The organism is Amycolatopsis vancoresmycina, from assembly GCF_000716785.1.
Lineage (GTDB): Bacteria > Actinomycetota > Actinomycetes > Mycobacteriales > Pseudonocardiaceae > Amycolatopsis > Amycolatopsis vancoresmycina.
This window is the reverse complement of sequence record NZ_JNYY01000011.1, coordinates 17,704-36,651: the sequence shown is the minus strand read 5'-3', so window position 1 is coordinate 36,651 and position 18,948 is coordinate 17,704. Positions and strand designations below refer to the sequence as shown.

The window sequence follows — 18,948 nt, the reverse complement described above, 5'->3', positions numbered from 1 at the left end:
GACTGGCGGCCATGACGACCACCGCGGTGAGCGCACCACGCTGGTACCTGGTCGGCGTGCTGCCCGAAGACGTCCCCCTGGCCCACCTGATGACCCGCTCCGGCGACCTCCGCTACCGGCGCTCGGCCTGCGGCGAGCGGGAATCCCGCAGCTGGAAACCCCTGGACCTGACCACGTCCGAGATCGCGCCGTGCCCGGCGTGCGTCGCGACGCTGTCCGGCGTCGGTGAGGACCGCGGCCAGCTCGCCCTCGACCTGCCGGTCTAGATCAAGGTCTGTGCGAGCCGCTTCGCCGTGTGGAACGGCCGCGCGCTCTGCGCGACCACCGACGTGACCGCGGCGCCCTCCAGCAGCAGCATCAGCTCGTCGGCGAGCACGTCGGCCCGCTGCGGTTCGGCGCGCTGCAGCTGCGCCCGCAGGTAGCTGTGCAGCGCGGTCTTGTGGTGGCGGACCACTTCGCGCACCGGGTCGGCGGGATCGGGGAACTCCGAGGTCGCGTTGAGGAAAGCGCAGCCGCGGTAGCCGTCGGCCGAGAACCAGGCTTCGTAGGCGTCGAACACCGCGAGCACCCGCTCCCGCGGATCGGTGTGCGCGGCGGTGATCCGGTCGATCTCCGCCTGCCACCGCCGGTCGCGTTCCCGCAGGTAGGCGACGACGAGCCCGCTCTTCGACCCGAAGTTGCCGTAGAGGGCCGCCTTGGTCACCCCGGCTTCGGCCGCCACCGTGTCGACCCCGACGGCGTGGATGCCGTCGCGGTAGAACAACGTCGACGCGGCCTTGAGCACCTTCGCGCCCGCATCGCCGGGACGGGTTCGGCCCACCGCACTCCTCCGTACAGATCGGTATGGTGATTCACCTGCGGTGATCCTACCATCGCTTGACAGCAGACAGACCTGTCTGTTCGCTGGAGTCGATGGCAACGAAGACCTGGTGGTCCACGGCCGCGGTCGGCGCGGTCGTGATCGCCCTCTGCTACGGGTTCGCGCGCTACGCGTACGGGCCGTTCGTGCCGCGGTTCAGCGAAACGTTCGGGCTCACGACGGTCGGCGCCGGCGTGCTCGGCGGCCTCTCCACCGCGGGCTACGGCCTCGGGCTGCTGCTGGCACCGAGAACGTCCGCGCGATCGGCGCGCGGCACCGTGCTGCTGGCCGCCGCCTCGGCGACGGCCGGGCTCGCGCTCATGGCGCTGGCACCGCACGTCGCGGTGTTCGGCGCCGGGATCGCCGTCGCGGGCGCCGGCGCGGGACTCGTCTCGCCGGGCGTCGCGCAGCTGATCGGCGAGACGGCCGGGGCCCGCACCCGCGACCGGGCGCAGACCTGGGCCAACACCGGGACCGGCCTGGGGCTGGCCGCGTCGGCGTTCACTCCCCTGCTGGCCTTCGGCTGGCCGGTGATCTGGTCGGCGTTCGCCGCCCTCGGCGTGGCGGTGCTGGCCCTGGCGTGGCGGACGTTGCCGCGGGGGCCCGCCGGTGCCCCGGCGGAACCAGGTCCCGTCCGCGGGATGGTCCCGCTCGTGGTCAACTCCGTCCTGATCGGCGTGACGAGCGCGCCGTACTGGACGTTCTCCACCTCCCGGCTCGCCGAAACCGGGCTGAGCCCAGTGGCCGCGACCTGGGCCTGGGCCACGATCGGCGCGGCCGGGCTGCTCGGCGGCCTGGCGGGCCGGGCGGCCGGGCGCGCGGGCCTGCGGACGGTCAACCTCGCGACGTGGACCCTGGCGGCCGCGGGTATCGCGCTCCTCGCCCTGCCGGACCCGGGCGTGCCGCTCGCCCTGCTTTCCGGTGCGTTGTTCGGCATCACCTACATGGCGCTGACCGGGCTGTGCATCCTTTGGGCGACCCGGCTGGTCCCCGGACGCCCCGCGCGGGGCATCACCTGGTCGTTCGCCGGGCTCGGCGTCGGCCAGACCGTGGCGTCACCCCTGGCCGGCGCGCTGGCCGCTGCCCTCGGGTCCGCGGCCGTGTTCGGGCTGACCGCCCTGGTCGCGCTCACCGCGTGGAGCCAGCTGCACCACCGCCTCTCGCCACCGTGATCACGCCTTCTTCGCGCGGCTGGGCGCGACCCGCGGCGGCTCGTTGGGCATCTTCGGGTACACCGGCGGCCACGGCGCGTCCATCAGCCCGTCCGCCATGTCCTGTTCGGACATCGCCAGCAGCGGCTCGATCGACTGCGGCCGCTCCCGCGCCCCGGCCCACGGATCGCCCCGCTCGGCGAGCCGCGCCGGCACCGTGGTCAGCGTCAGCTCGTCCGGCTCGACGGTGGCCAGCTCGTCCCAGCCGATCGGGGTGGACACCTGGCCGCCGACGCGCGGCCGCACGCACCACGTCCCGAACACCGTCTTGTGCGGGGCGTTCTGGTTGAAGTCGACGAACACGCGCGAGCCGCGTTCCTCCTTCCACCACTGCGCGGTGATCTTCTCCGGGTGACGGCGTTCGAGCGCGCGCGCCAGCGCGACCGCGGCGGCGCGCACCTGGAAGCCGTCCCAGCGCGGCTCGAGCAGCACGTACAGGTGCAGCCCGCGCGAACCCGACGTCTTCAGCTGGCTCTCGATGCCGTGTTCGGCCAGGAACTCCCTGGTCAGCACCGCGGCCTCGCGCAGCTCGTCGAAGCCGATGCCCGGCGACGGGTCGAGGTCGACGCGCAGCTCGTCGGTGACCTCGGGGGTGTCCGCGCGGTACGGCCAGACGTGGAAGCCGAGGCAGCCGAGGTTCACCGCCCAGAGGATGTGGGCCAGGTCCTTCGCCACCAGCGCGTCGCTCGTCGTGCCGTTCGGCGTCGAGACGACCGTGGTGGTCAGCCACGGCGGCGCGCCCTTCGGCACGCGTTTCTGGTACCAGTTCTTGCCGCCGGCGCCGTCCGGGTAGCGCTCGAGCAGCAGCGGACGGCCGCCGAGCCGGCTCAGCAGCGGTCCGGACACCGCCCGGTAGTACTCGACGAGATCGAGCTTCGTCTCCCCGCGCTCCGGGAAGTAGACCTTGTCCGGACTGCTGATCTTGACCTCGACGCCGTCGACGTCGAGCAGGACCGCCCCGCTCACCGCGCCTCCCCGAACAGTTTCGCGAGCTCGGCGGGCGGCGCCTCGTCGAGCTGGGCGTACGTGCACGACTCCGGCGTGCGGTCGGGCCGGAACCGGACCAGCCGCCCGCCGTGCCGGAACCGGCCGCCCTGCAGGTGCTCGTAGCGGACCTCCGCCACCCACTCCGGGCGCAGTGGCTCCCACGAGAGGTCCTTCTGCGGGGCCCACCGGCTGTTCACGCCCGGTTGCCGGCCCGGCTCGGGCTCGTATTCGGCCCACGACCGCCACGGGTGGTTCTCCAGCGCGTTCTCGCGCAGCGGCGCCAGCTCGTCGACCAGCTCGGCCCGCCGCGCCTTGGTGAAGCTGCTGGCCACGCCGACGTGGTGCAGGACGCCGTCGTCGTCGAACAGCCCGAGCAGCAGCGAACCGACGCCGGCGCCGTCCTTGTGCCAGCGGAAGCCGGTGACGACGCAGTCGGCCGTGCGCTCGTGCTTGACCTTCAGCATGACCCGCTTGTCCTGCTCGTACGGCAGGTCGGCCGGCTTGACCATGACGCCGTCGAACCCCGCGCCCTCGAACCGGGTGAACCAGTCCTGCGCCTGCTCCGGGTCCTCGCTCAGCGGCGTCAGGTGGACGCGCTGCAGCCCTTCGGCGCTCGTGGCGAGCACGCTTTCGAGCTGTTTGCGCCGCTCGCGGAACGGCTCCTCGGTGAGGTCGGTGCCGCCCAGGGCGAGCAGGTCGAAGGCGATGAAGCTGGCGGGTGTCTCCTCGGCCAGCTTGCGCACGCGCGAGGCGGCCGGGTGCAGCCGCAGCTGCAGCGTCTCGAAGTCGAGCCCGGCGGGGGTGACCAGCACGATCTCGCCGTCCACGACGCAGCGGGGCGGCAGCGCGGCGGCCAGCAGCTCCACCAGCTCCGGGAAGTAGCGGGTCAGCGGGCGGTCGTTGCGGGAGCCGAGCTCGATCTCGTCGCCGTCGCGGAACACGATGCAGCGGAAGCCGTCCCACTTGGGCTCGTACAGCAGCCCCGGGGCACGAGGTACCTCGTGCACCGCTTTCGCGAGCATCGGCCGCACCGGCGGCATGACGGGCAAGTCCACGGCGCGAGCTTAAAACACGGGTACGACATTTCTGAGCGTGATACACACTCCCTCGTGACCACCGAACGTCCCGCACCGCCCCTGACCGGGGGCGAGCGCGAAATGCTCCGCACCTTCCTCGACTTCCACCGCGCCACCCTCGCGATGAAGTGCGACGGACTGTCCGACGAGGACCTCCGCCGGGCCTCGAGCCCGCCTTCGACGCTGTCCCTGCTGGGCCTGGTCCGGCACATGGCCGAGGTCGAGCGCACCTGGTTCCGGCGGGTGATCAACCGGGAGGACGTCCCGCTCGTCTGGTCGGCCGAGGGCGACTACCAGGCCGCTTACGACGCGACCTCGTCGACGCGCTCGGAAGCCTTCGCGGTGTGGGAGGCCGAGGTCGAGCAATCCCGCAAGATCGAAGAGGCGGCCGAGTCCCTGGACGTCACCGGCCACCAGCCGCGCTGGGGCGAGGACGTCTCGCTGCGGCTGGTGATGCTGCACATGATCCACGAGTACGCCCGCCACAACGGCCACGCCGACTTCCTGCGCGAGGCCATCGACGGCGTCACGGGCGCCTGATGGACGTGCTCGCCTGGTTGCGCGACGCCGACCCGGCCCTGCGCTGGCAGGTCGAGCGCGACCTGGCGGGCGAGCCGCCGGAGGTCTGGGAGGCGACGCGGGCGCGGATCACCACCGAAGGGTTCGGCGCGCGGCTGCTGGCCCGGCAGGACCCCGACGGCCAGTGGGCGGGCGGCGCGTTCTTCCCCGCGGGCTTCCGCGGAGACGAGCCCCAGCCGTGGACGGCGACGACGTGGTCGCTGAACAGCCTGCGCGAATGGGGTCTCGACGCCGCCGTCCTGCGCGGCACGGCCGAGCTGCTCGCGCGCACCAGCCGCTGGGAGTACGACGACCTGCCGTACTGGGGCGGCGAAGTCGACGTCTGCATCAACGCCTGGACCCTGGCCAACGGGGTGTGGCTCGGCGCGGACGTCGCCGGCCTCGCCGAGTGGTTCGTCGAGCACCGGCTGCCCGACGGCGGCTGGAACTGCGAGTGGGTCGAGGGTTCGACGCGCTCGTCCGTCCACTCGACGCTGAACGCGCTCAAGGGCCTCCTCGCCTGGGAAACGGCCACCGGCGGCTCGGCCGCCACCCGCGCGGCCCGCCGGGGTGGCGAGGAGTACCTGTTGGAGCGCCACCTGCTGCGGCGGCTCTCGACCGGCGAGCCGATCGTGCCGGGGGTGGGCGAGTTCTCCGCCCCGGTCCGCTGGCGGTTCACCGCGCTGAACGCGGCCGAGTACTTCCGCGCGGCCGGTCGGCCCGACCCGCGCCTGGCGGAGGCCGTCGAGCTGATCCGCGCGGCGCGGCAGCCGGACGGCACCTGGCTCCAGCAGCGCGACGACCCCGGCCGCGTGTGGTTCGCGGTCGACGTCCCGGCCGGGCAGCCGTCGAAGTGGCTGACGCTGTCGGCCACCCGGGTCCTGAACTGGTGGGACGCCCGCTAAAGCTCCGCCAGCACCAGCCCGCTGCGCGGCTTCGGCGTGAAGTAGGTCGCCTTGCGCGGCATCCGGCGCCCGGCCGCGTGCACGGCCAGGACGTCCGCGTAGCTCACCGGGGCCAGCAGGACCACCGCGTCCGCGTCCGGGGGCAGCGGGCGCCCCGCCGGGAGCGGGCGGACGCACGGGCCGTCGGGGTCGATGCCGAGCGCGCCGGCGAACAGGACCTGCTCGACGAGCTCGTGGTCGATCACCGGGCCGGGTCCGTCCGGGGCCGGGAGCGGTACCCGCAGCACGGCCGAGCCAGCGCGCACGACGGCCTCGCCGGTGACCGGCACGGCGTGCTCGTCGTAGCGGACGTCCAGGCCGGCCGCGCACCAGCGCGACACCAGGTCCTCCGGGCCGAGGCCGGTGCCGGTGAGGACGCGGTGGATGGCGCCGATCTTCAGCGCGGGCCCGGCCGTGACCAGGGCCAGCAGGGCGCCGTGCCCGGCGGCCGCGGCGGCGGCCACACGGTGGTTGCCGTCGGCGACGAGCAGGTCCGCGTCCGCGACCGCGGCCAGCAGCCGGCTCTGCAGGGGTCCGGCGGGCACCAGCCACAGGTCGTGGCGACGGCCCGCCGCATCCGAAGTGGACAGATCGGGCAGGCCGAGCCCGGCGCACGCCTGCTCGACCTGCTCGGTCAGCGCCCGCCCGCCGGACGCCGGGACGAGCAGCGCGGCGCTGGTCGCGCAGCCCAGGCCGGCGAGGACGGCGGCCCGTTCGGCGACGACGTCGGGGTAGACGTCCTCGGTGTGGCTGACCCGCGCGGCGCCGTCGTCGGTCACCGCCGCCGGGTCGACCAGGCAGAGCAGGCCGAGCGCCACGCCGTCCGGCCCTTCCACGCGGTAGGGCGCGACGATGTCGCGCACCGGCCGGTAGAACCGCCGGCGCAGCCGTTCGAGCACGGCGCGGGCGACCGGGACGGCGGCCGCCAGGTCGAGGCCGCGCGCCAGGGCCGCGGGCGTGCGGGCGGGGTGCTGCACGGCCAGCAGGCTGTCCGCGGCCCCGGGCGCGGCCAGCGCGGCGATCACCCGCTCAGGCTCGGCGAACTCGTCGACGTCGGGGCCGGGGACCGCGTCGCGGACCACCCACCCCGGCCCGATCGGCCGGATCCAGTCGCTCATCCTGCCCATCTTCCGGCACGGGCCGCGGAAATTCGCTGGGGCCGGCACCGCCGGGATGGAATGCTTAGGACTGCAAAGCAGTTGACTCCGGTCATGACGGTCCCGAGGAGCACCCCGCCGATGACGACGTCCGCCGCCGCCAGAGGGGTCGGTTTCCGCTCGGACCGCGGCCCGGTCCTGATCGCGGTCATGCTCAGCACGGCGCTGGTCGCGCTGGACAGCACGATCATCGCCACCGCGGTGCCGTCGGTGGTGCGGGACCTGGGCGGGTTCGCGCAGTTCCCGTGGCTGTTCTCGATCTACCTGCTCACCCAGGCCGTGACGGTGCCGCTCTACGGCAAGTTCGCCGACGTCCTCGGCCGCCGCCCGGTGATGTTCTTCGGCATCGCGGCCTTCCTGGTGGGCTCGGTGCTGTGCGGCGCCGCGTGGAGCATGCCGGTGCTGATCGCGGCCCGCGCGGTCCAGGGCATCGGGGCGGGCGCGATCCAGCCGATGTCGATGACGGTGATCGGCGACCTCTACACGGTGGAGGAGCGCGCGCGGGTGCAGGGTTACGTGGCCAGCGTGTGGGGCGCGGCCTCGGTGGTCGGCCCGACGCTCGGCGGCCTGTTCGCCGAGTACCTGGACTGGCGCTGGATCTTCTTCATCAACCTGCCGCTGGGCGCGATCGCGGCACTGATGCTGCACCGCAACTTCACCGAGCGCGTGGAGCGCAAGCCGCACAAGGTCGACTACCTGGGCGCGGCGCTGCTGACGATCGGCTGTTCGCTGGTGATCCTCGGCCTGCTCGAGGGAGGTGTCGCGTGGGCGTGGGGCAGCCTGCCGAGCGTGGCGATCTTCGTGGCGGGCGCGGCGCTGCTGGTGACGTTCGTGCTGGTGGAGAAGCGGGCGGCCGAGCCGGTGCTGCCGCTGTGGGTGTTCACCCGCCGCGTCCTGGTGGGCGGCAACCTGGTGGCGGTGGTGGTGGGCGCGGTCCTGATGGGCCTGACGTCGTACCTGCCGACGTACGCCCAGGGAGTACTGGGCGCGGGCGCGCTGGTGGCGGGCTTCGCGGTGGCGGCGCTGACGGTGGGCTGGCCGATTTCGGCGTCCCTGGCGGGCAGGATCTACCTGAAGATCGGCTTCCGCGACACGGCGTTGATCGGCAGCGTGTTCATCATCCTGGGCGGGGTCCTGGTGGCGCTGCTGGGCGCGGGCTCGTCCCTGTGGGCGGCGGCGTTCGCGGCGTTCGTCCTCGGGGTGGGCCTGGGGCTGGCGGCGAGCCCGACCCTGGTGGCGATCCAGTCGGTGGTGGGCTGGGACCGGCGCGGCGTGGTGACGGCGACGAACCTGTTCAGCCGGTCGCTGGGCAGCGCGGTGGGAGCGGCGGTGTTCGGGGCGATCGCGAACGCGACGCTGGCTTCGCGGTTCGCTTCGCCGCCTCCGGGGGTCGGTCAGCTGCCGGCTTCGGTGGACGCGACGAGCCTGGTGCTGGGCGGACACGACGACTCACCGGCGGCGGTGTTCGTGCGCGGGGCGTTGGCGGATGCGACGCACTATGTTTTCCTGGGGTTGCTAGCGGTGGCCGTCCTGTCGGTGGGGGCGTTGTTGCTGATGCCGCGGAAGACGGAGCAATTGGAGTTCTGAGCACTGGCCACGGAGAACTGGGCGACCCGGACCGGCAAGTCCGTCCTCGTCCTCGCCCCGCACATCGTGGCGCTCACCAGGCTCGAAGACCTCGTTCCGCTCCTCGAGAGCGACCACCGGACGCAGCGCGTCCACGCCGTGCCGGACGACGGGGAAGACCGGCCGGACGCCGCCGAACGCATCCGCGCCCGGGGCGAGGTCCTCTTGTCGATGCAGCAAGCCCGCCAGGACACCCACGGGCTGGTGCTCGCCGCGAGTTCCCGCGGTCTCGAGGCCGTGCGGGGACCGGCGCTCCTGGTCGCCCACGGCGGCGCCCTGGGCCAGTACCGCCCTTGGCGCACGGCGGCGGACGGCGACCTCGTCACCGGCCTCCACCCCGGGCAGCTGGTGCGGGACGGCCGGGTCCGGCCCGACCGGATCGCGCTCGCCCACGAACGCGAGCTCGACGTCCTCGCCCGGTTCTGCCCGGAGGCCGTCCCGCACGCCGTCGTCGCCGGGGACATCGCCTTCGACCGGCTCGTCGCCACCACCGAACACCGTGAACGGCACCGGCGCGCACTGGGCGTCACGGACGACCGTGAAGTCCTGCTGGTCACCTCGACCTGGTCACCCCGCTCCGGGTTCGGCCGCAACCCGGAGCTCTTCCGGGAGATCGTCGAGGCCGCGCCGCCCGATCGGTTCCGGGTGGTCGCCTCCCTGCACCCGCAGATCTGGTCGCACCACGGCCGCGGCCAGGTGCTCGGCTGGCTCTCCGACGCCCTCGACGCCGGGCTCGCCGTGCTGGCTCCGCACACCGACTGGCGCGGCGCGGTCGCGGCCGCCGACCACGTGCTCGCCGACTACACGTCAGTCGGTACCTTCGCGGCCGGCCTCGGCACTCCCGTCCTGCGGATCCCGCACGAACCTCAGCCGATGCTGGCGGGCAGCCCGGCCGCCGTCCTGGCCGAGCACGCGCCGCTGTGGGACGTCACGCGGCCGCTCCTCCCCCAGCTCGACGCGGCGGCCGGCGCGCAGGACCGCGGCCTCGGCGCGCGCATCGCCGGTCTGCTGACCTCGCGTCCGGGGCAAGCCGGGACGATCCTGCGCAAGGAGATGTACGAGCTGCTCGGCCTGAGCGAACCGGCACGAGCCGTCCCGCTCTCCCCGGCACCGCTGCCGGCGGTCGTGTCCCGGATGTGCGGGTGACTCGGCTCGTCCGTCAGAATCGGGTGGCCTCGGCCGCGACCAGGAAGGCCTCACCGTGCTCGCCGAACTCCCGCCTTACCGTGCCCTGCTCGTTGTCGATGCCAAAGGGTTCGGCAGCCAGCCCGATGCCGTTCAGGCCGCCGTCGTCGAGGCCATCCCGGACGTGCTCGGGCTCGCTTTCGAACGCGCCGGGCTCGGGGAGGTCTGGGAGAGCCCGCTCTTCCCGCACGGCACCGGGGACGGCTACGGCCTCGGCTTCGATCCGCGGTTCCTGCCCGCCGTCGTCAGCCGGTTCTTCGACGAACTGCAGGTCGTGCTCGCCGCGCGGGATGCGCGGTTGCGGGCCGCCGGGCGGTCGGTGCGGTTGCGGATGCGGGCCAGCCTGAACGTCGGGCCCGTGCTCGAAACGGCTCCGGGCACTTCGGCCGCCGCGATCGGGAGTGCGGTCATCACCACGCACCGGCTGCTCGACGCCGCTCCCGTGCGGGCCGTGCTGGAGCGGTCGGATCCCGACCAGACCTTCCTCGCCGTCGCGCTGTCGCAGCGGGTCTTCGAAGACGTGCTCGCCAGCGAATACGCCACCCTCCCGGCGACGAAGGTCGTCCCGGCGGACGTCTCGGTCAAGGAGTACCGCGGGACCGTCTACCTCTACATCCCGAACCCCAGCGGAGACCTGCTGCGGTACGGCGCCGGCGACTACGCCGAAGAGCTGGCCGCGGCCAAGGCGACGATCGAATCGGTGCCGGAGCCGGCCGGCACCCACAACGTCATCCACGACATGCACGGCGGGACCGCGATCCAGGTAGGCCACGTGCACGGCAACCTCAACCACGGCTAGTTCTGCAACGGCACCAGTTCCGCCTGGAACTTCTCCAGGAAACCCGCGAAGTCGCCGTGTGCCGGGCGGATGACGAACTTCGACAGCCCGGCCTCGATGTGCTGCTCCACCAGCCGCCGGGCCTCCGGCCAGCTCGTCGCGACCAGGTCCGTGACCGGCACGCCGGGACTGCGGCGGGCCGCCACGGCCGCGAGTTCGGCCGGCACGCCGCCCTCCGCCACCGCGAGGCTGAGCCCGAAGTGGTCCGCTTCGATCTCGCGGCCCGCTTCGGCCGCGGCTTCCTGGATGGCGATGCGGGCGGCCCGTGCCTGGGCGGGGGTGTGGAAGCTGCCCAGCCAGCCGTCCGCGAGCCGGCCCGTGCGGCGCAGGGCCGCCGGGGCCGATCCGCCCAGCCAGACGTCGAGGCGCTTGGCCGGGCGCGGGCCGAGGCGGACCCCGTCGACGTCGAAGAACTCGCCGTGGAAGGACACTTCGTCCTCCTCCAGCAGCCGGCGCAGCAGCACGAGAGACTCGTCGAACACCGCGGCGCGGCGGCCCGGCGGGACCGGGAACAGGTCGTTCTCCGCGGGGCGCGCCGGGCGGAGCCCGAACACCGGCAGGACCCGTTTGGGCGCGAGGCCGGCGAGGGTGAGCAGCTGTTTCGCCACCAGGACGGGGTGGCGGCCCGGCAGGATGGCCACGCCGGTGCCGACCTTGAGCTTCGACGTCCGCGCCAGGGCGTGCGCCATCCCGATCATCGGGTCGACCTCGGGCGAATAGACCAGCTCGGACAGCCACAGCGAGTCGACGCCGGCGTCCTCCAGCCGCTGCGCCAGCCCGGCGAACTCCGCCGGCCCGGTGCCGGCCGCGGGGGCGACGCCCAGCCTGATCTTCAGCACACACCGTGCAACCCCGCCCGGCGGCGGGGCATTCCTCAGGCCGTCGCGGCGATGACGCGGCTCAGCACGCCGTGCAGCGCCTCCAGCTCGGCCACCTCCATGCCGAGCGTCTCCACCACCTGGTACGGGATCTTCTCCGCCTCCGCCCGCAGCGCCCGGCCCGTCTCGGTCAGCTCCACCGTCAGCCGGCGTTCGTCCGAGCGGCTGCGGCTGCGCGTGAGGTAGCCCAGCGCCTCCAGCCTCTTGAGCAGGGGCGACAGCGTCGCGGGCTCGTGGCGCAGGGCCGCGCCCAGCTCCTTCACCGAGCGCGGTGATTGCTCCCACAGCGCGAGCATCACCAGGTACTGCGGGTGGGTCAGGCCGTGCGGCTCGAGCAGCGGCCGGTAGATCGCGATCACGCTGCGCGAAGCCACCGACAGCGCGAAACACACCTGCCGGTCCAGCTTCAGGGGGTCCTCACCCAGGTCGATCATGTCCCGATCCTACTGTGTCGGCGGTAATAGTTAGTGCACTAAGTATTAGTGTACTATCACTGTCATGGAACGACCGAGTGTGCTCCGCTGGTTCGGCTACGCCGTGGGCGTCCGGCTGCCCGAGCGCTTCAACGACTGGGCGTTGCACGACGCGACGTCGAAGCACTGGCGTGCGCGGTTCGTGCTGCAGCGGTCGATCGGCATCGTGCCGCTGTGCGCCGTGTGGCTGCTGCTGCCCGGGTCGATCTGGCTGCGGCTTTCGCTGGTCCTCATGGCCGCGCTCGTCGCGTACTTCTACTCGTGCGCCTACATGGAGGAGAGCGTCGAGCACCGGCTCGGACGGCAAGGGTTCCCGCACCACACCGGACGCCGGATCCGCGCGGAAGCCGCCGAGGCGAAGAACGCCGAGGCGACCGCCCGGTACCTCGCGCGCTACCGGACGCCGTCGGAGGGTTAGCTACAGTCGGGGGACGATGAGACGCAAGCTCCGCCCGCCGATCCCGCCCCGCCACGGGCTCGACCCCGCCCGGCTGAAACTGCCCGAGGGCGAGTGGCCGACGCTGCTGGCACACCTCGTCGACCGGCTGCCGCGCGTGACGCCCGGCCGCATCGAGCAGATGCTGCGCGAGGAACGCATCCACGGCACCGACGGCCCGCTCGGCGTCGACACGCCCTACGCGCCCGGCTCGTTCATCTGGTTCCACCGCGACCTGCCGGACGAGGTGCCGGTGCCGTTCGCGATCGACGTCGTGCACCGCGACGAACACCTGCTGGTCGTCGACAAGCCGCACTTCCTGGCCACCATCCCGCGCGGGCAGCACGTCCTGGAGACGGCGCTCGTGCGGCTGCGCCGGGACCTCGACCTGCCACAGCTGTCCCCCGCCCACCGGCTCGACCGCGTCACCGCCGGGCTGGTGATGTTCGTGATCACGCCCGAGCTGCGCGGGAAGTACCAGACGCTGTTCCGCGACCGCCGGGTGCACAAGGAGTACGAGGCGATCGCGCCGTACGACCCGGAGCTGGCCCTGCCGAGGACCGTCCGGAGCCGGATCGTCAAGGACCGCGGGGTGCTGGCCGCCCAGGAGGTGCCGGGCGAGCCGAACGCCGAAACGTACGTGGACCTGCTCGAGCACCGCGACGGCCGGGGCCGGTACCGGCTGGTGCCTTCGACCGGCCGGACCCACCAGCTGCGCGTGCACCTGAGCGGCCTCGGCGTCCCGATCCTCGGCGACGACTTCTACCCGGTGCTGCGCGAGAAGCCGCTGGGCGACTTCACGAAACCCCTGCAGCTGCTGGCCAAGGTCCTCGACTTCGACGACCCGCTGACCGGCGCGCACCGCCGCTTCACCAGCGGGCGGCGGCTGACCGCCTGGGACGACCCGGACGCCTGGGCGGCGCCCCCGGCGTGAACCGGGGACGCCGCCACGGGTTTCACTTGTGCCAGAACTTGATGCCGCTCCACTGCACGGTGATCGGGCCGGCGCCGCTGGCCGTGCGGTAGCTGCCGAACTTGTCGTAGTAGCTGCCGCCGGGGCTCGACACGGAGTCCTTCTGCGAGCCGTTGATGTACACCTTGTGGGTGCTGCCGACCTGGTTGATCGTGTTCACCCGGACGCTCGTGCCCACGGTCGCGCCGGTGGCGATCGTCTCGCCGCCGTGCACGGCGTAGAGCCGGCCGCCCTTCTCCACCGCCAGCAGGAAGTACGGGCCGGCGTTCGAGCCGTCCCGGAACGTCTGCTTGAGGCTGATCCGGGAGCCGGACATGCTGGTGATCTTGAACGAGCCCTCGAACTGGTGGGTGCCGCCGGTGTAGGTGGTGTAGCGGCGTTCCGCGCGCTGGTCACCGCTGCCGGTCGAGCAGGTGAGCTGGAACGTCAGCCCGGAGATCTTGCCGCACCCCCGCTGCTGCTCGGAGTAGCCCGGTGAGTCCGCGGTCCACGGACCCGTGCCGACCTGGGCGTCCGCCGCCGGGGTGAAGACCGCGAGTCCCAGCGCCGCGGCCGCGAACACGACCGCACCGTGAAGTCTGCGCACCGTCAACCTCCTGTGTCACTCGAGGCGGCGGTGGCTCGGACAAAGGTCCAGACCTGTGTCCGGCGTGGAAGTGACTGTACGAGCCCGCGCGGCGACGGGCAAGAGCCACTCTCCGCCGCCGCGGTGTGTCGGAAGTTTTCTCCGGACCCGCTGTCGAATCCGGCCCACCCCGTTCGACAGACTTGCAGAAGCAAGATCGACCACCGAGGAGCACCCCATGCGCACCCTGATCTCCACCTCGTTCGTCTCGCTCGACGGCGTCGTCGAGGCCCCCGGCGGGGAGCCGGGCTACCGGAACGCGGGCTGGACGTTCAAGGACGTCGACTTCGAGCCGGCCGCCTACGCCATCAAGGGCGCCGAGCAGGAAGAAGCCACCGCGCTGCTGCTGGGCCGGGTCAGCTACGAGGCGTTCGCGCCGGTCTGGCCGGGCATGACCGTCGAGTTCGCCGGTTACAACGCGATGCCGAAGTACGTGGTGTCGACGACCCTCACCGAAGCCGGCCTGGTGGACAACTGGGGCGAGACGACGATCCTGCGGTCCCTGGACGAGGTCGCGGCCCTCAAGGAGACCGAGGGCGGGCCGATCATCGTCAACGGCAGCGCCACCCTCAACCGCGCCCTGGCCGACGCCGGCCTGATCGACCGCTACCACCTGCTGGTCTTCCCGGTCCTGCTCGGCGCGGGCAAGCGGCTGTTCAGCGAGACCGACAAGGACAAGCAGAACCTGAAGCTCGTCGAGTCCGAGACGTACGGCAACGGGATCCAGAAGCTGGTCTACGACGTCGTGCACTGACCGCCGCCGGGTCCGGCCGGCTGCGCGATGTTTCACGTAGAACATTTGTTCGAACGTCGTGTATGGTCGGACCCATGACGACCCCGGCACTGCAGGCATCGCTGTTCGGCGAATCCGGCCCCGTCACGCTGAATGCGCTGGCGCCGCGGCGGACCGAACTCGGCTCCGGCGCGTGGATCGACGTGCAGCCGGGCTGGCTCGACGGCGCCGACGAGGTGTTCACCGACCTGGTCACCGGCGTCCCGTGGCAGGCGGAGCGCCGGCGGATGTACGACCGGCTCGTCGACGTCCCCCGGCTGCTGTGCTTCTACCGCGAGGCGGCGCCTCTCCCCCATCCCGTGCTGGCCGAGGCCCGCGACGCGCTGAGCGCGCACTACGCCGGTGAACTCGGCGAGCCGTTCCGCACCGCGGGCCTGTGCTACTACCGCGACGGCCGCGACAGCGTCGCGTGGCACGGCGACACCATCGGCCGCGGCAGCAGCGAGGACACGATGGTCGCGATCCTCTCGGTCGGCGCGGCCCGCCAGCTGGCCCTGCGCCCCCGCGGCGGCGGCGAGTCGCACCGGTACGCCCTCGGCCACGGCGACCTGATCGTGATGGGCGGCTCGTGCCAGCGCACGTGGGAACACGCGATCCCGAAGACGAACCGGGCGGCCGGGCCGCGGATCAGCATCCAGTTCCGGCCGCGCGGGGTGCGCTGAGCTCAGTCCACCAGCACCGGGAGCTCGTCCAGGCCGTACACAATGGACACCTTGCGGAACGAAAGCTCGTCCTCCGGCACCGCGAGCCGCAGGTTCGGGAACCGCCGGATCAGTGCCGGGTACGCCGTGCGCAGCTCCATGCGGGCCAGTTCCGCGCCGATGCAGCGGTGGATGCCGTAGCTGAACGCCAGGTGGGACGTCGGCTCGCGGGTGGCGTCGAACGTCTCCATGTCCGGGCCCAGCTTCGGGTCGCGGTCCGCCGCCGACAGGGACACCAGGACGATGTCGCCCTCGGCGATCCGCGCGCCGCCGATCTCCATGTCCTCCTTGGCGAAGCGGGGGAACGCCATCTGCACCACCGTCAGGTAGCGCAGCAGCTCCTCGACGAACCGGTGCACCGACTCGTCGTCGCCGCGGACGGCGGCCATCGCCTGCTCGTCGCGCAGCAGCACCAGGGCGCCGAGGGCCAGCATGCTCGCCGTCGTCTCCAGGCCGCCGGTGAGGACGCCGTCGGCCAGGCCGGCCAGTTCGCGGTCGTCGATCTCGTCGCCGTGTTCCTTGATCAGCATGCCGAGCAGGCCGTCGCCGGGCTGTTCGCGCTGCTTCTTGACGATGTCCAGCAGGTACGTCAGCGACTCCGACATCGCGCCGAGCGAGGCGCCCGCGCCGCCGAAGAGGTCGAAGCGGGCCGTGCTCAGCCGCTGGAAGTCCTCGCGGTCCTCATAGGACACGCCGAGCAGCTCGCAGATGGTCAGCGACGGGATCGGCAGCGCGAACGCCTGCCACAGGTCGACCGGGCCGTCGGTGGCGGCCATCGCGTCGAGCTGCTCGGCGACGATCTCGTCGATGCGCGGCGCCAGCCGGCCGAGCCGGCGCATGGTGAACTCCGGGGTGAGCAGCTTCCGCAGCCGCGTGTGCACCGGCGGGTCCGCGAAGCCGAGGCCGCCCGGGTTCTGGTCGGCGGTCACGCCGGCGTTGCCGACGAGGTTGCCGAAGTCGCTGGAGAACCCGGTCGCCTTGCCGAGCACGGCCTTCGCCTCGTCGTACCCGGTGACGAGCCAGGCGTTCATCCCGAACGGCAGGTCGAGCTTGCCGATCGGGGCCTCGCTCCGCCGCTCGGCCATCGCGGGCACCGGGTCGAGGCCGTCCCGCTTCAGCGGCAGCAGCGCCGAATCGGGCAGGATGGCCGACATCTTCTCGAGGTCGAAGCCCTTTTTCGACTGCCGGGCGAGGTACCGTCGGCCGACCCAGCCCAGGACCCGTGAGCGGAGACTCCCCATGCCGCCGACAGTACCGCACTAGCCCGATCGGGTGACGGGAGCGAGACGGGGTTCACCCCGGCTTGCGCGCCAGCAGGTAGGCCTGTGGTGTCTTCTCGGGCGGCTGCGGCTCGCGGACCACCCGCGCCTCCACGACCAGCCCGGCGGCGGCGCACAGCCCGGCCACGAAGTCCGGCGGCAACCGGTAGGCGTCCAGGGCGACGTCGTGGCCGTAGCCCTGCGTGATGCGGAGGCACTCGTCGCCGACCTGGAACCCGGTCAGCAGCCGCCCGCCCGGCGCCAGCACCCGCGCCAGCTCCGCCATCACCGCCGGCAGCTCCGCCGTCGGGGTGTGGATCAGCGAGTACCACGCCACCGCGCCCGCCAGGCTCCCGTCGGGCAGGTCCAAGGCGGCCAGCGAGCCGACCTCGAAGCGCAGTCCGGGATGCGCCCGGCGGGCCGCGCCGACCATGCCGGGCGAGAGGTCGACGCCGAACACGTCCAGCCCGAGCGACGCCAGGTATCCCGTCAACCGGCCCGGGCCGCAGCCGAGATCACCGACCGGGCCGCTCTTCCCGACCAGTTCGGCGAACGTGCTCAGCATCGCCCGGTCCCACGGGCTCTCGTCCAGCAGGTCCCGCAGCTGCTCGGCGTACGAGTCGGCGACGGTGTCGTAGGCGGTCCGGGTCTCGGTCACGAAGGCGGGTTCGGTCATGAGGCGGACCTTATCCGCGGCCACCGACAATCCGGTTCTCGGTGATCAGCCCGTGCTCGCTGGCGACGTAGTGGAAGTAGGGGCGGCCCAGGTCGTCGGTGCCGGTGAAGAGCGTCCGGGACCGGCCGTCGGCCTCGGTGTTGACCCCGTTCGTGCGGGCCAGCACGCCGGACGAGCCCAGCCACTCCCGCGACGCGCTCGACGGCCGCCAGGTCCGGCCGTCGCCGGTGAAGTCGGCGAGGGTCTTCGTCATGTCGGCCGAGCCCGAGATGCGGAGGTTCTGGTCGTCGGTGATGTTCGCCGTCGCGTCGGTCGTCAGCGGGTAGGACCAGGTGTGCCGGTCCGCCGACCGCACCCGGCCGTCCACTGTGGACACCGACGTCTGGTGGCCGGCGTCGGCCTGCACGACGTGCTGGGTGAAGCCGTCGCCGGTGACGTCGTCGCTGTTGCGGTAGTCGCGGGTGCGCTCGACGCGGGTGTACACGCGGCCGGCGGAAGTGTCGACGTAGCCCGCCGTGACGTCGGTGCGCTTCGCGGTCACCGTCACGTTCACGCCGCCGGAGATGTCCTTGGCCGTCGTCTGCCGGGCCGGCGCGGCGGCGACATCGTGCTGGACCAGGGCGCCGGACGTCTGCGCGGCGTTTTTGTCGGTGTAGAGCAGTAGCGTCGGGACGACGGTGAATTCGCCGCCGATGTCCGGGAAAGAGAAGGAGAGGTCATGGGTACCGCCGTCGACGAGCCGGCCCGCGAAGGGCGTCACGTCGTAGGTTTCGGCGTGCAGGCTAAAGGTGTCGATCGCGACGACCGGCCGCCACAGCTGCGGCACGATCCCGCCGGAGTAGATGTGCGGGAACGTGAACGCGCTCCCGGCCGCCGTCCCGTCGATCGCGAAGTTCGCCTCGCGGTACGGGCCCTTCCCGCACAGGCCTGCCGCCGGGTACTTCGCCGCGACGGCGTCGGGGACGTCGTCGAACCACTGCTCGTCGCAGGCGTGGCCTTCGAGCGTGACCTCGAGGTAGGCGCGGGTGATGTTGCGCGGCAGGCCCTGCGCGGTGAAGTGCACGGTGGGCGCGGCGGGAGTGGCGTCGGCGTGGCCGAACCCGGCGACGTGATCGGGCGTGACGGCCGCGGGGTGCCGCCGGTCCGCCTGGTAGTAGGTGAGCGTCACGGTCTGGGCGTAGACGCCGGTGTAGACCGCCGAGTTGTAGTTTTCGATGCCACCGTGGAACGGCTGCGGGGTGCGCAGCAGCGCGCTGTAGGGCGTGAGGTCCTTGGCGAAGTGGTAGGTGATCGCGCGGTGGCCCTCGCCGCTGGGTTCCTCGGTGGTCCCCCACCAGACCTCGGTGCCGCCGATCCGCAGGTCGCCGATCCGGTCGTACTGCCGCCCGCTGACCGTCACGGTCTGGTCCATGACGACCTTCGCCCACGGCCCCGGGCAGGCCTTCGGCGGGGCGAGCGTGCCCTCGTAGAACCGCGGGCTGCCGTCGGCGGCGTTGGAGCGGAAGGCATCGGCGAGGGTGACGGTGCAGTGCGGGGTGTCCGGCCGCGAGACGGCGGGCGCGGCGGTCACCGGATCGTCGGTGTCGCCTTCCACGACCGGCGAAGCCACGGCGACGCCCGGAAGGAGCAGCAGGGACAGGACCGCACCGATCAACACCAGTCGTCTCCGCACGCGGGCCACCCTATCCCGGTG

Annotated in this window: 21 protein-coding genes; 11 read left to right on the top strand and 10 right to left on the bottom strand. The window is 72.6% G+C overall.

Annotated elements, in window-relative coordinates; translation table 11 throughout:
* Positions 1–11: 11 nt before the first annotated feature.
* Positions 12–266, top strand: coding sequence for a hypothetical protein (locus tag OO60_RS25825; protein ID WP_004558394.1), 255 nt, complete (start codon positions 12–14; stop codon positions 264–266).
* On the opposite strand, the gene OO60_RS25820 is transcribed toward OO60_RS25825, so the two are convergent.
* Positions 263–820: a TetR/AcrR family transcriptional regulator gene (locus OO60_RS25820; RefSeq protein ID WP_004558395.1), complete on the bottom strand. Its 558-nt coding sequence runs from the start codon at positions 818–820 to the stop codon at positions 263–265. The genes OO60_RS25825 and OO60_RS25820 overlap by 4 nt on opposite strands.
* A 92-nt stretch (positions 821–912) precedes the next feature.
* Here OO60_RS25820 and OO60_RS25815 point away from each other — a divergent pair, with 92 nt between their 5' ends.
* Complete coding sequence (locus OO60_RS25815) at positions 913–2,031, top strand: MFS transporter (protein ID WP_004558396.1); 1,119 nt, start codon at positions 913–915, stop codon at positions 2,029–2,031.
* On the opposite strand, the gene ligD is transcribed toward OO60_RS25815, so the two are convergent.
* Together ligD and OO60_RS25805 are read right to left on the bottom strand one after the other, a co-directional pair.
* Positions 2,032–3,036: a non-homologous end-joining DNA ligase gene (gene ligD / locus OO60_RS25810; protein WP_004558397.1), complete on the bottom strand. Its 1,005-nt coding sequence runs from the start codon at positions 3,034–3,036 to the stop codon at positions 2,032–2,034. It abuts the gene before it with no gap.
* Positions 3,033–4,112, bottom strand: coding sequence for an ATP-dependent DNA ligase (locus OO60_RS25805; RefSeq protein WP_205624237.1), 1,080 nt, complete (start codon positions 4,110–4,112; stop codon positions 3,033–3,035). The genes ligD and OO60_RS25805 overlap by 4 nt, the downstream gene beginning before the upstream one ends.
* A 54-nt stretch (positions 4,113–4,166) precedes the next feature.
* Between OO60_RS25805 and OO60_RS25800 the strand changes: the two genes are divergently transcribed.
* Positions 4,167–4,673, top strand: coding sequence for a DinB family protein (locus tag OO60_RS25800; RefSeq protein ID WP_033262230.1), 507 nt, complete (start codon positions 4,167–4,169; stop codon positions 4,671–4,673).
* Entirely contained in the window at positions 4,673–5,596 is a 924-nt protein-coding gene (locus OO60_RS25795) for a hypothetical protein (RefSeq protein WP_004558400.1), read from the top strand. Before OO60_RS25800 ends, OO60_RS25795 begins: the two co-directional genes overlap by 1 nt.
* Here the strand turns inward: OO60_RS25795 and OO60_RS25790 are convergent.
* On the bottom strand, positions 5,593–6,753 hold the full coding sequence (locus tag OO60_RS25790) for a DUF1015 family protein (protein WP_033262229.1): 1,161 nt from the start codon (positions 6,751–6,753) through the stop codon (positions 5,593–5,595). The genes OO60_RS25795 and OO60_RS25790 overlap by 4 nt on opposite strands.
* Before the next feature lie 120 nt (positions 6,754–6,873).
* Between OO60_RS25790 and OO60_RS25785 the strand changes: the two genes are divergently transcribed.
* The 3 genes from OO60_RS25785 (at position 6,874) to OO60_RS25775 (ending at position 10,402) form a co-directional block, all read left to right on the top strand.
* A complete protein-coding gene (locus OO60_RS25785; protein ID WP_033262228.1) occupies positions 6,874–8,379 on the top strand; it encodes an MFS transporter in 1,506 nt (501 codons plus the stop codon).
* A 66-nt stretch (positions 8,380–8,445) separates the two neighbouring features.
* Complete coding sequence (locus OO60_RS25780; RefSeq protein WP_004558915.1) at positions 8,446–9,564, top strand: hypothetical protein; 1,119 nt, start codon at positions 8,446–8,448, stop codon at positions 9,562–9,564.
* Between the two features lie 55 nt (positions 9,565–9,619).
* On the top strand, positions 9,620–10,402 hold the full coding sequence (locus OO60_RS25775; RefSeq protein WP_004558916.1) for a hypothetical protein: 783 nt from the start codon (positions 9,620–9,622) through the stop codon (positions 10,400–10,402).
* On the opposite strand, the gene OO60_RS25770 is transcribed toward OO60_RS25775, so the two are convergent.
* The gene (locus OO60_RS25770; protein ID WP_033262226.1) at positions 10,399–11,280 is read right to left on the bottom strand and encodes a TIGR03854 family LLM class F420-dependent oxidoreductase; all 882 of its coding nucleotides are present in this window, start codon (positions 11,278–11,280) and stop codon (positions 10,399–10,401) included. The two genes, OO60_RS25775 and OO60_RS25770, sit on opposite strands and share 4 nt — an antisense overlap.
* 35 nt (positions 11,281–11,315) lie before the next feature.
* On the bottom strand, positions 11,316–11,753 hold the full coding sequence (locus tag OO60_RS25765; RefSeq protein WP_003097935.1) for a MarR family winged helix-turn-helix transcriptional regulator: 438 nt from the start codon (positions 11,751–11,753) through the stop codon (positions 11,316–11,318).
* Positions 11,754–11,832: 79 nt separating this feature from the next.
* On the opposite strand from OO60_RS25765, the gene OO60_RS25760 reads away from it, so the two are divergent.
* Together OO60_RS25760 and OO60_RS25755 are read left to right on the top strand one after the other, a co-directional pair.
* Positions 11,833–12,210 carry a DUF5313 domain-containing protein gene (locus tag OO60_RS25760; protein WP_003097933.1) on the top strand — a complete coding sequence of 126 codons (378 nt, stop codon included), beginning with the start codon at positions 11,833–11,835 and terminating at the stop codon, positions 12,208–12,210.
* Between the two features lie 16 nt (positions 12,211–12,226).
* Complete coding sequence (locus OO60_RS25755; RefSeq protein ID WP_003097932.1) at positions 12,227–13,162, top strand: RluA family pseudouridine synthase; 936 nt, start codon at positions 12,227–12,229, stop codon at positions 13,160–13,162.
* A gap of 22 nt (positions 13,163–13,184) precedes the next feature.
* Here the strand turns inward: OO60_RS25755 and OO60_RS25750 are convergent, their stop codons facing one another.
* The gene (locus tag OO60_RS25750; protein ID WP_081655929.1) at positions 13,185–13,787 is read right to left on the bottom strand and encodes a hypothetical protein; all 603 of its coding nucleotides are present in this window, start codon (positions 13,785–13,787) and stop codon (positions 13,185–13,187) included.
* Positions 13,788–14,004: 217 nt separating this feature from the next.
* Between OO60_RS25750 and OO60_RS25745 the strand changes: the two genes are divergently transcribed.
* Both OO60_RS25745 and OO60_RS25740 read left to right on the top strand, forming a co-directional pair.
* Positions 14,005–14,580 (top strand): dihydrofolate reductase family protein, encoded by a 576-nt coding sequence (locus OO60_RS25745; protein WP_003097928.1) that lies wholly within the window; start codon positions 14,005–14,007, stop codon positions 14,578–14,580.
* A gap of 74 nt (positions 14,581–14,654) precedes the next feature.
* Complete coding sequence (locus tag OO60_RS25740) at positions 14,655–15,281, top strand: alpha-ketoglutarate-dependent dioxygenase AlkB (protein WP_003097926.1); 627 nt, start codon at positions 14,655–14,657, stop codon at positions 15,279–15,281.
* 2 nt (positions 15,282–15,283) lie between these two features.
* Here the strand turns inward: OO60_RS25740 and OO60_RS25735 are convergent, their stop codons facing one another.
* The 3 genes from OO60_RS25735 to OO60_RS25725 are packed head-to-tail and all read right to left on the bottom strand — an operon-like array spanning position 15,284 to position 18,927.
* The gene (locus OO60_RS25735; protein ID WP_003097924.1) at positions 15,284–16,561 is read right to left on the bottom strand and encodes a cytochrome P450; all 1,278 of its coding nucleotides are present in this window, start codon (positions 16,559–16,561) and stop codon (positions 15,284–15,286) included.
* A gap of 52 nt (positions 16,562–16,613) precedes the next feature.
* Complete coding sequence (locus OO60_RS25730; RefSeq protein ID WP_003097922.1) at positions 16,614–17,255, bottom strand: class I SAM-dependent DNA methyltransferase; 642 nt, start codon at positions 17,253–17,255, stop codon at positions 16,614–16,616.
* Between the two features lie 10 nt (positions 17,256–17,265).
* On the bottom strand, positions 17,266–18,927 hold the full coding sequence (locus OO60_RS25725) for a peptide-N4-asparagine amidase (RefSeq protein WP_033262225.1): 1,662 nt from the start codon (positions 18,925–18,927) through the stop codon (positions 17,266–17,268).
* Positions 18,928–18,948 lie beyond the last annotated feature (21 nt).

Coding starts and splice junctions, on each gene's coding strand:
- OO60_RS25825 (WP_004558394.1), top strand. CDS start 12: ATGACGACCACCGCGGTGAGCGCACCACGCTGGTACCTGGTCGGCGTG.
- OO60_RS25815 (WP_004558396.1), top strand. CDS start 913: ATGGCAACGAAGACCTGGTGGTCCACGGCCGCGGTCGGCGCGGTCGTG.
- OO60_RS25795 (WP_004558400.1), top strand. CDS start 4,673: ATGGACGTGCTCGCCTGGTTGCGCGACGCCGACCCGGCCCTGCGCTGG.
- OO60_RS25790 (WP_033262229.1), bottom strand. CDS start 6,753: ATGAGCGACTGGATCCGGCCGATCGGGCCGGGGTGGGTGGTCCGCGAC.
- OO60_RS25785 (WP_033262228.1), top strand. CDS start 6,874: ATGACGACGTCCGCCGCCGCCAGAGGGGTCGGTTTCCGCTCGGACCGC.
- OO60_RS25765 (WP_003097935.1), bottom strand. CDS start 11,753: ATGATCGACCTGGGTGAGGACCCCCTGAAGCTGGACCGGCAGGTGTGT.
- OO60_RS25755 (WP_003097932.1), top strand. CDS start 12,227: ATGAGACGCAAGCTCCGCCCGCCGATCCCGCCCCGCCACGGGCTCGAC.
- OO60_RS25745 (WP_003097928.1), top strand. CDS start 14,005: ATGCGCACCCTGATCTCCACCTCGTTCGTCTCGCTCGACGGCGTCGTC.
- OO60_RS25740 (WP_003097926.1), top strand. CDS start 14,655: ATGACGACCCCGGCACTGCAGGCATCGCTGTTCGGCGAATCCGGCCCC.
- OO60_RS25735 (WP_003097924.1), bottom strand. CDS start 16,561: ATGGGGAGTCTCCGCTCACGGGTCCTGGGCTGGGTCGGCCGACGGTAC.
- OO60_RS25730 (WP_003097922.1), bottom strand. CDS start 17,255: ATGACCGAACCCGCCTTCGTGACCGAGACCCGGACCGCCTACGACACC.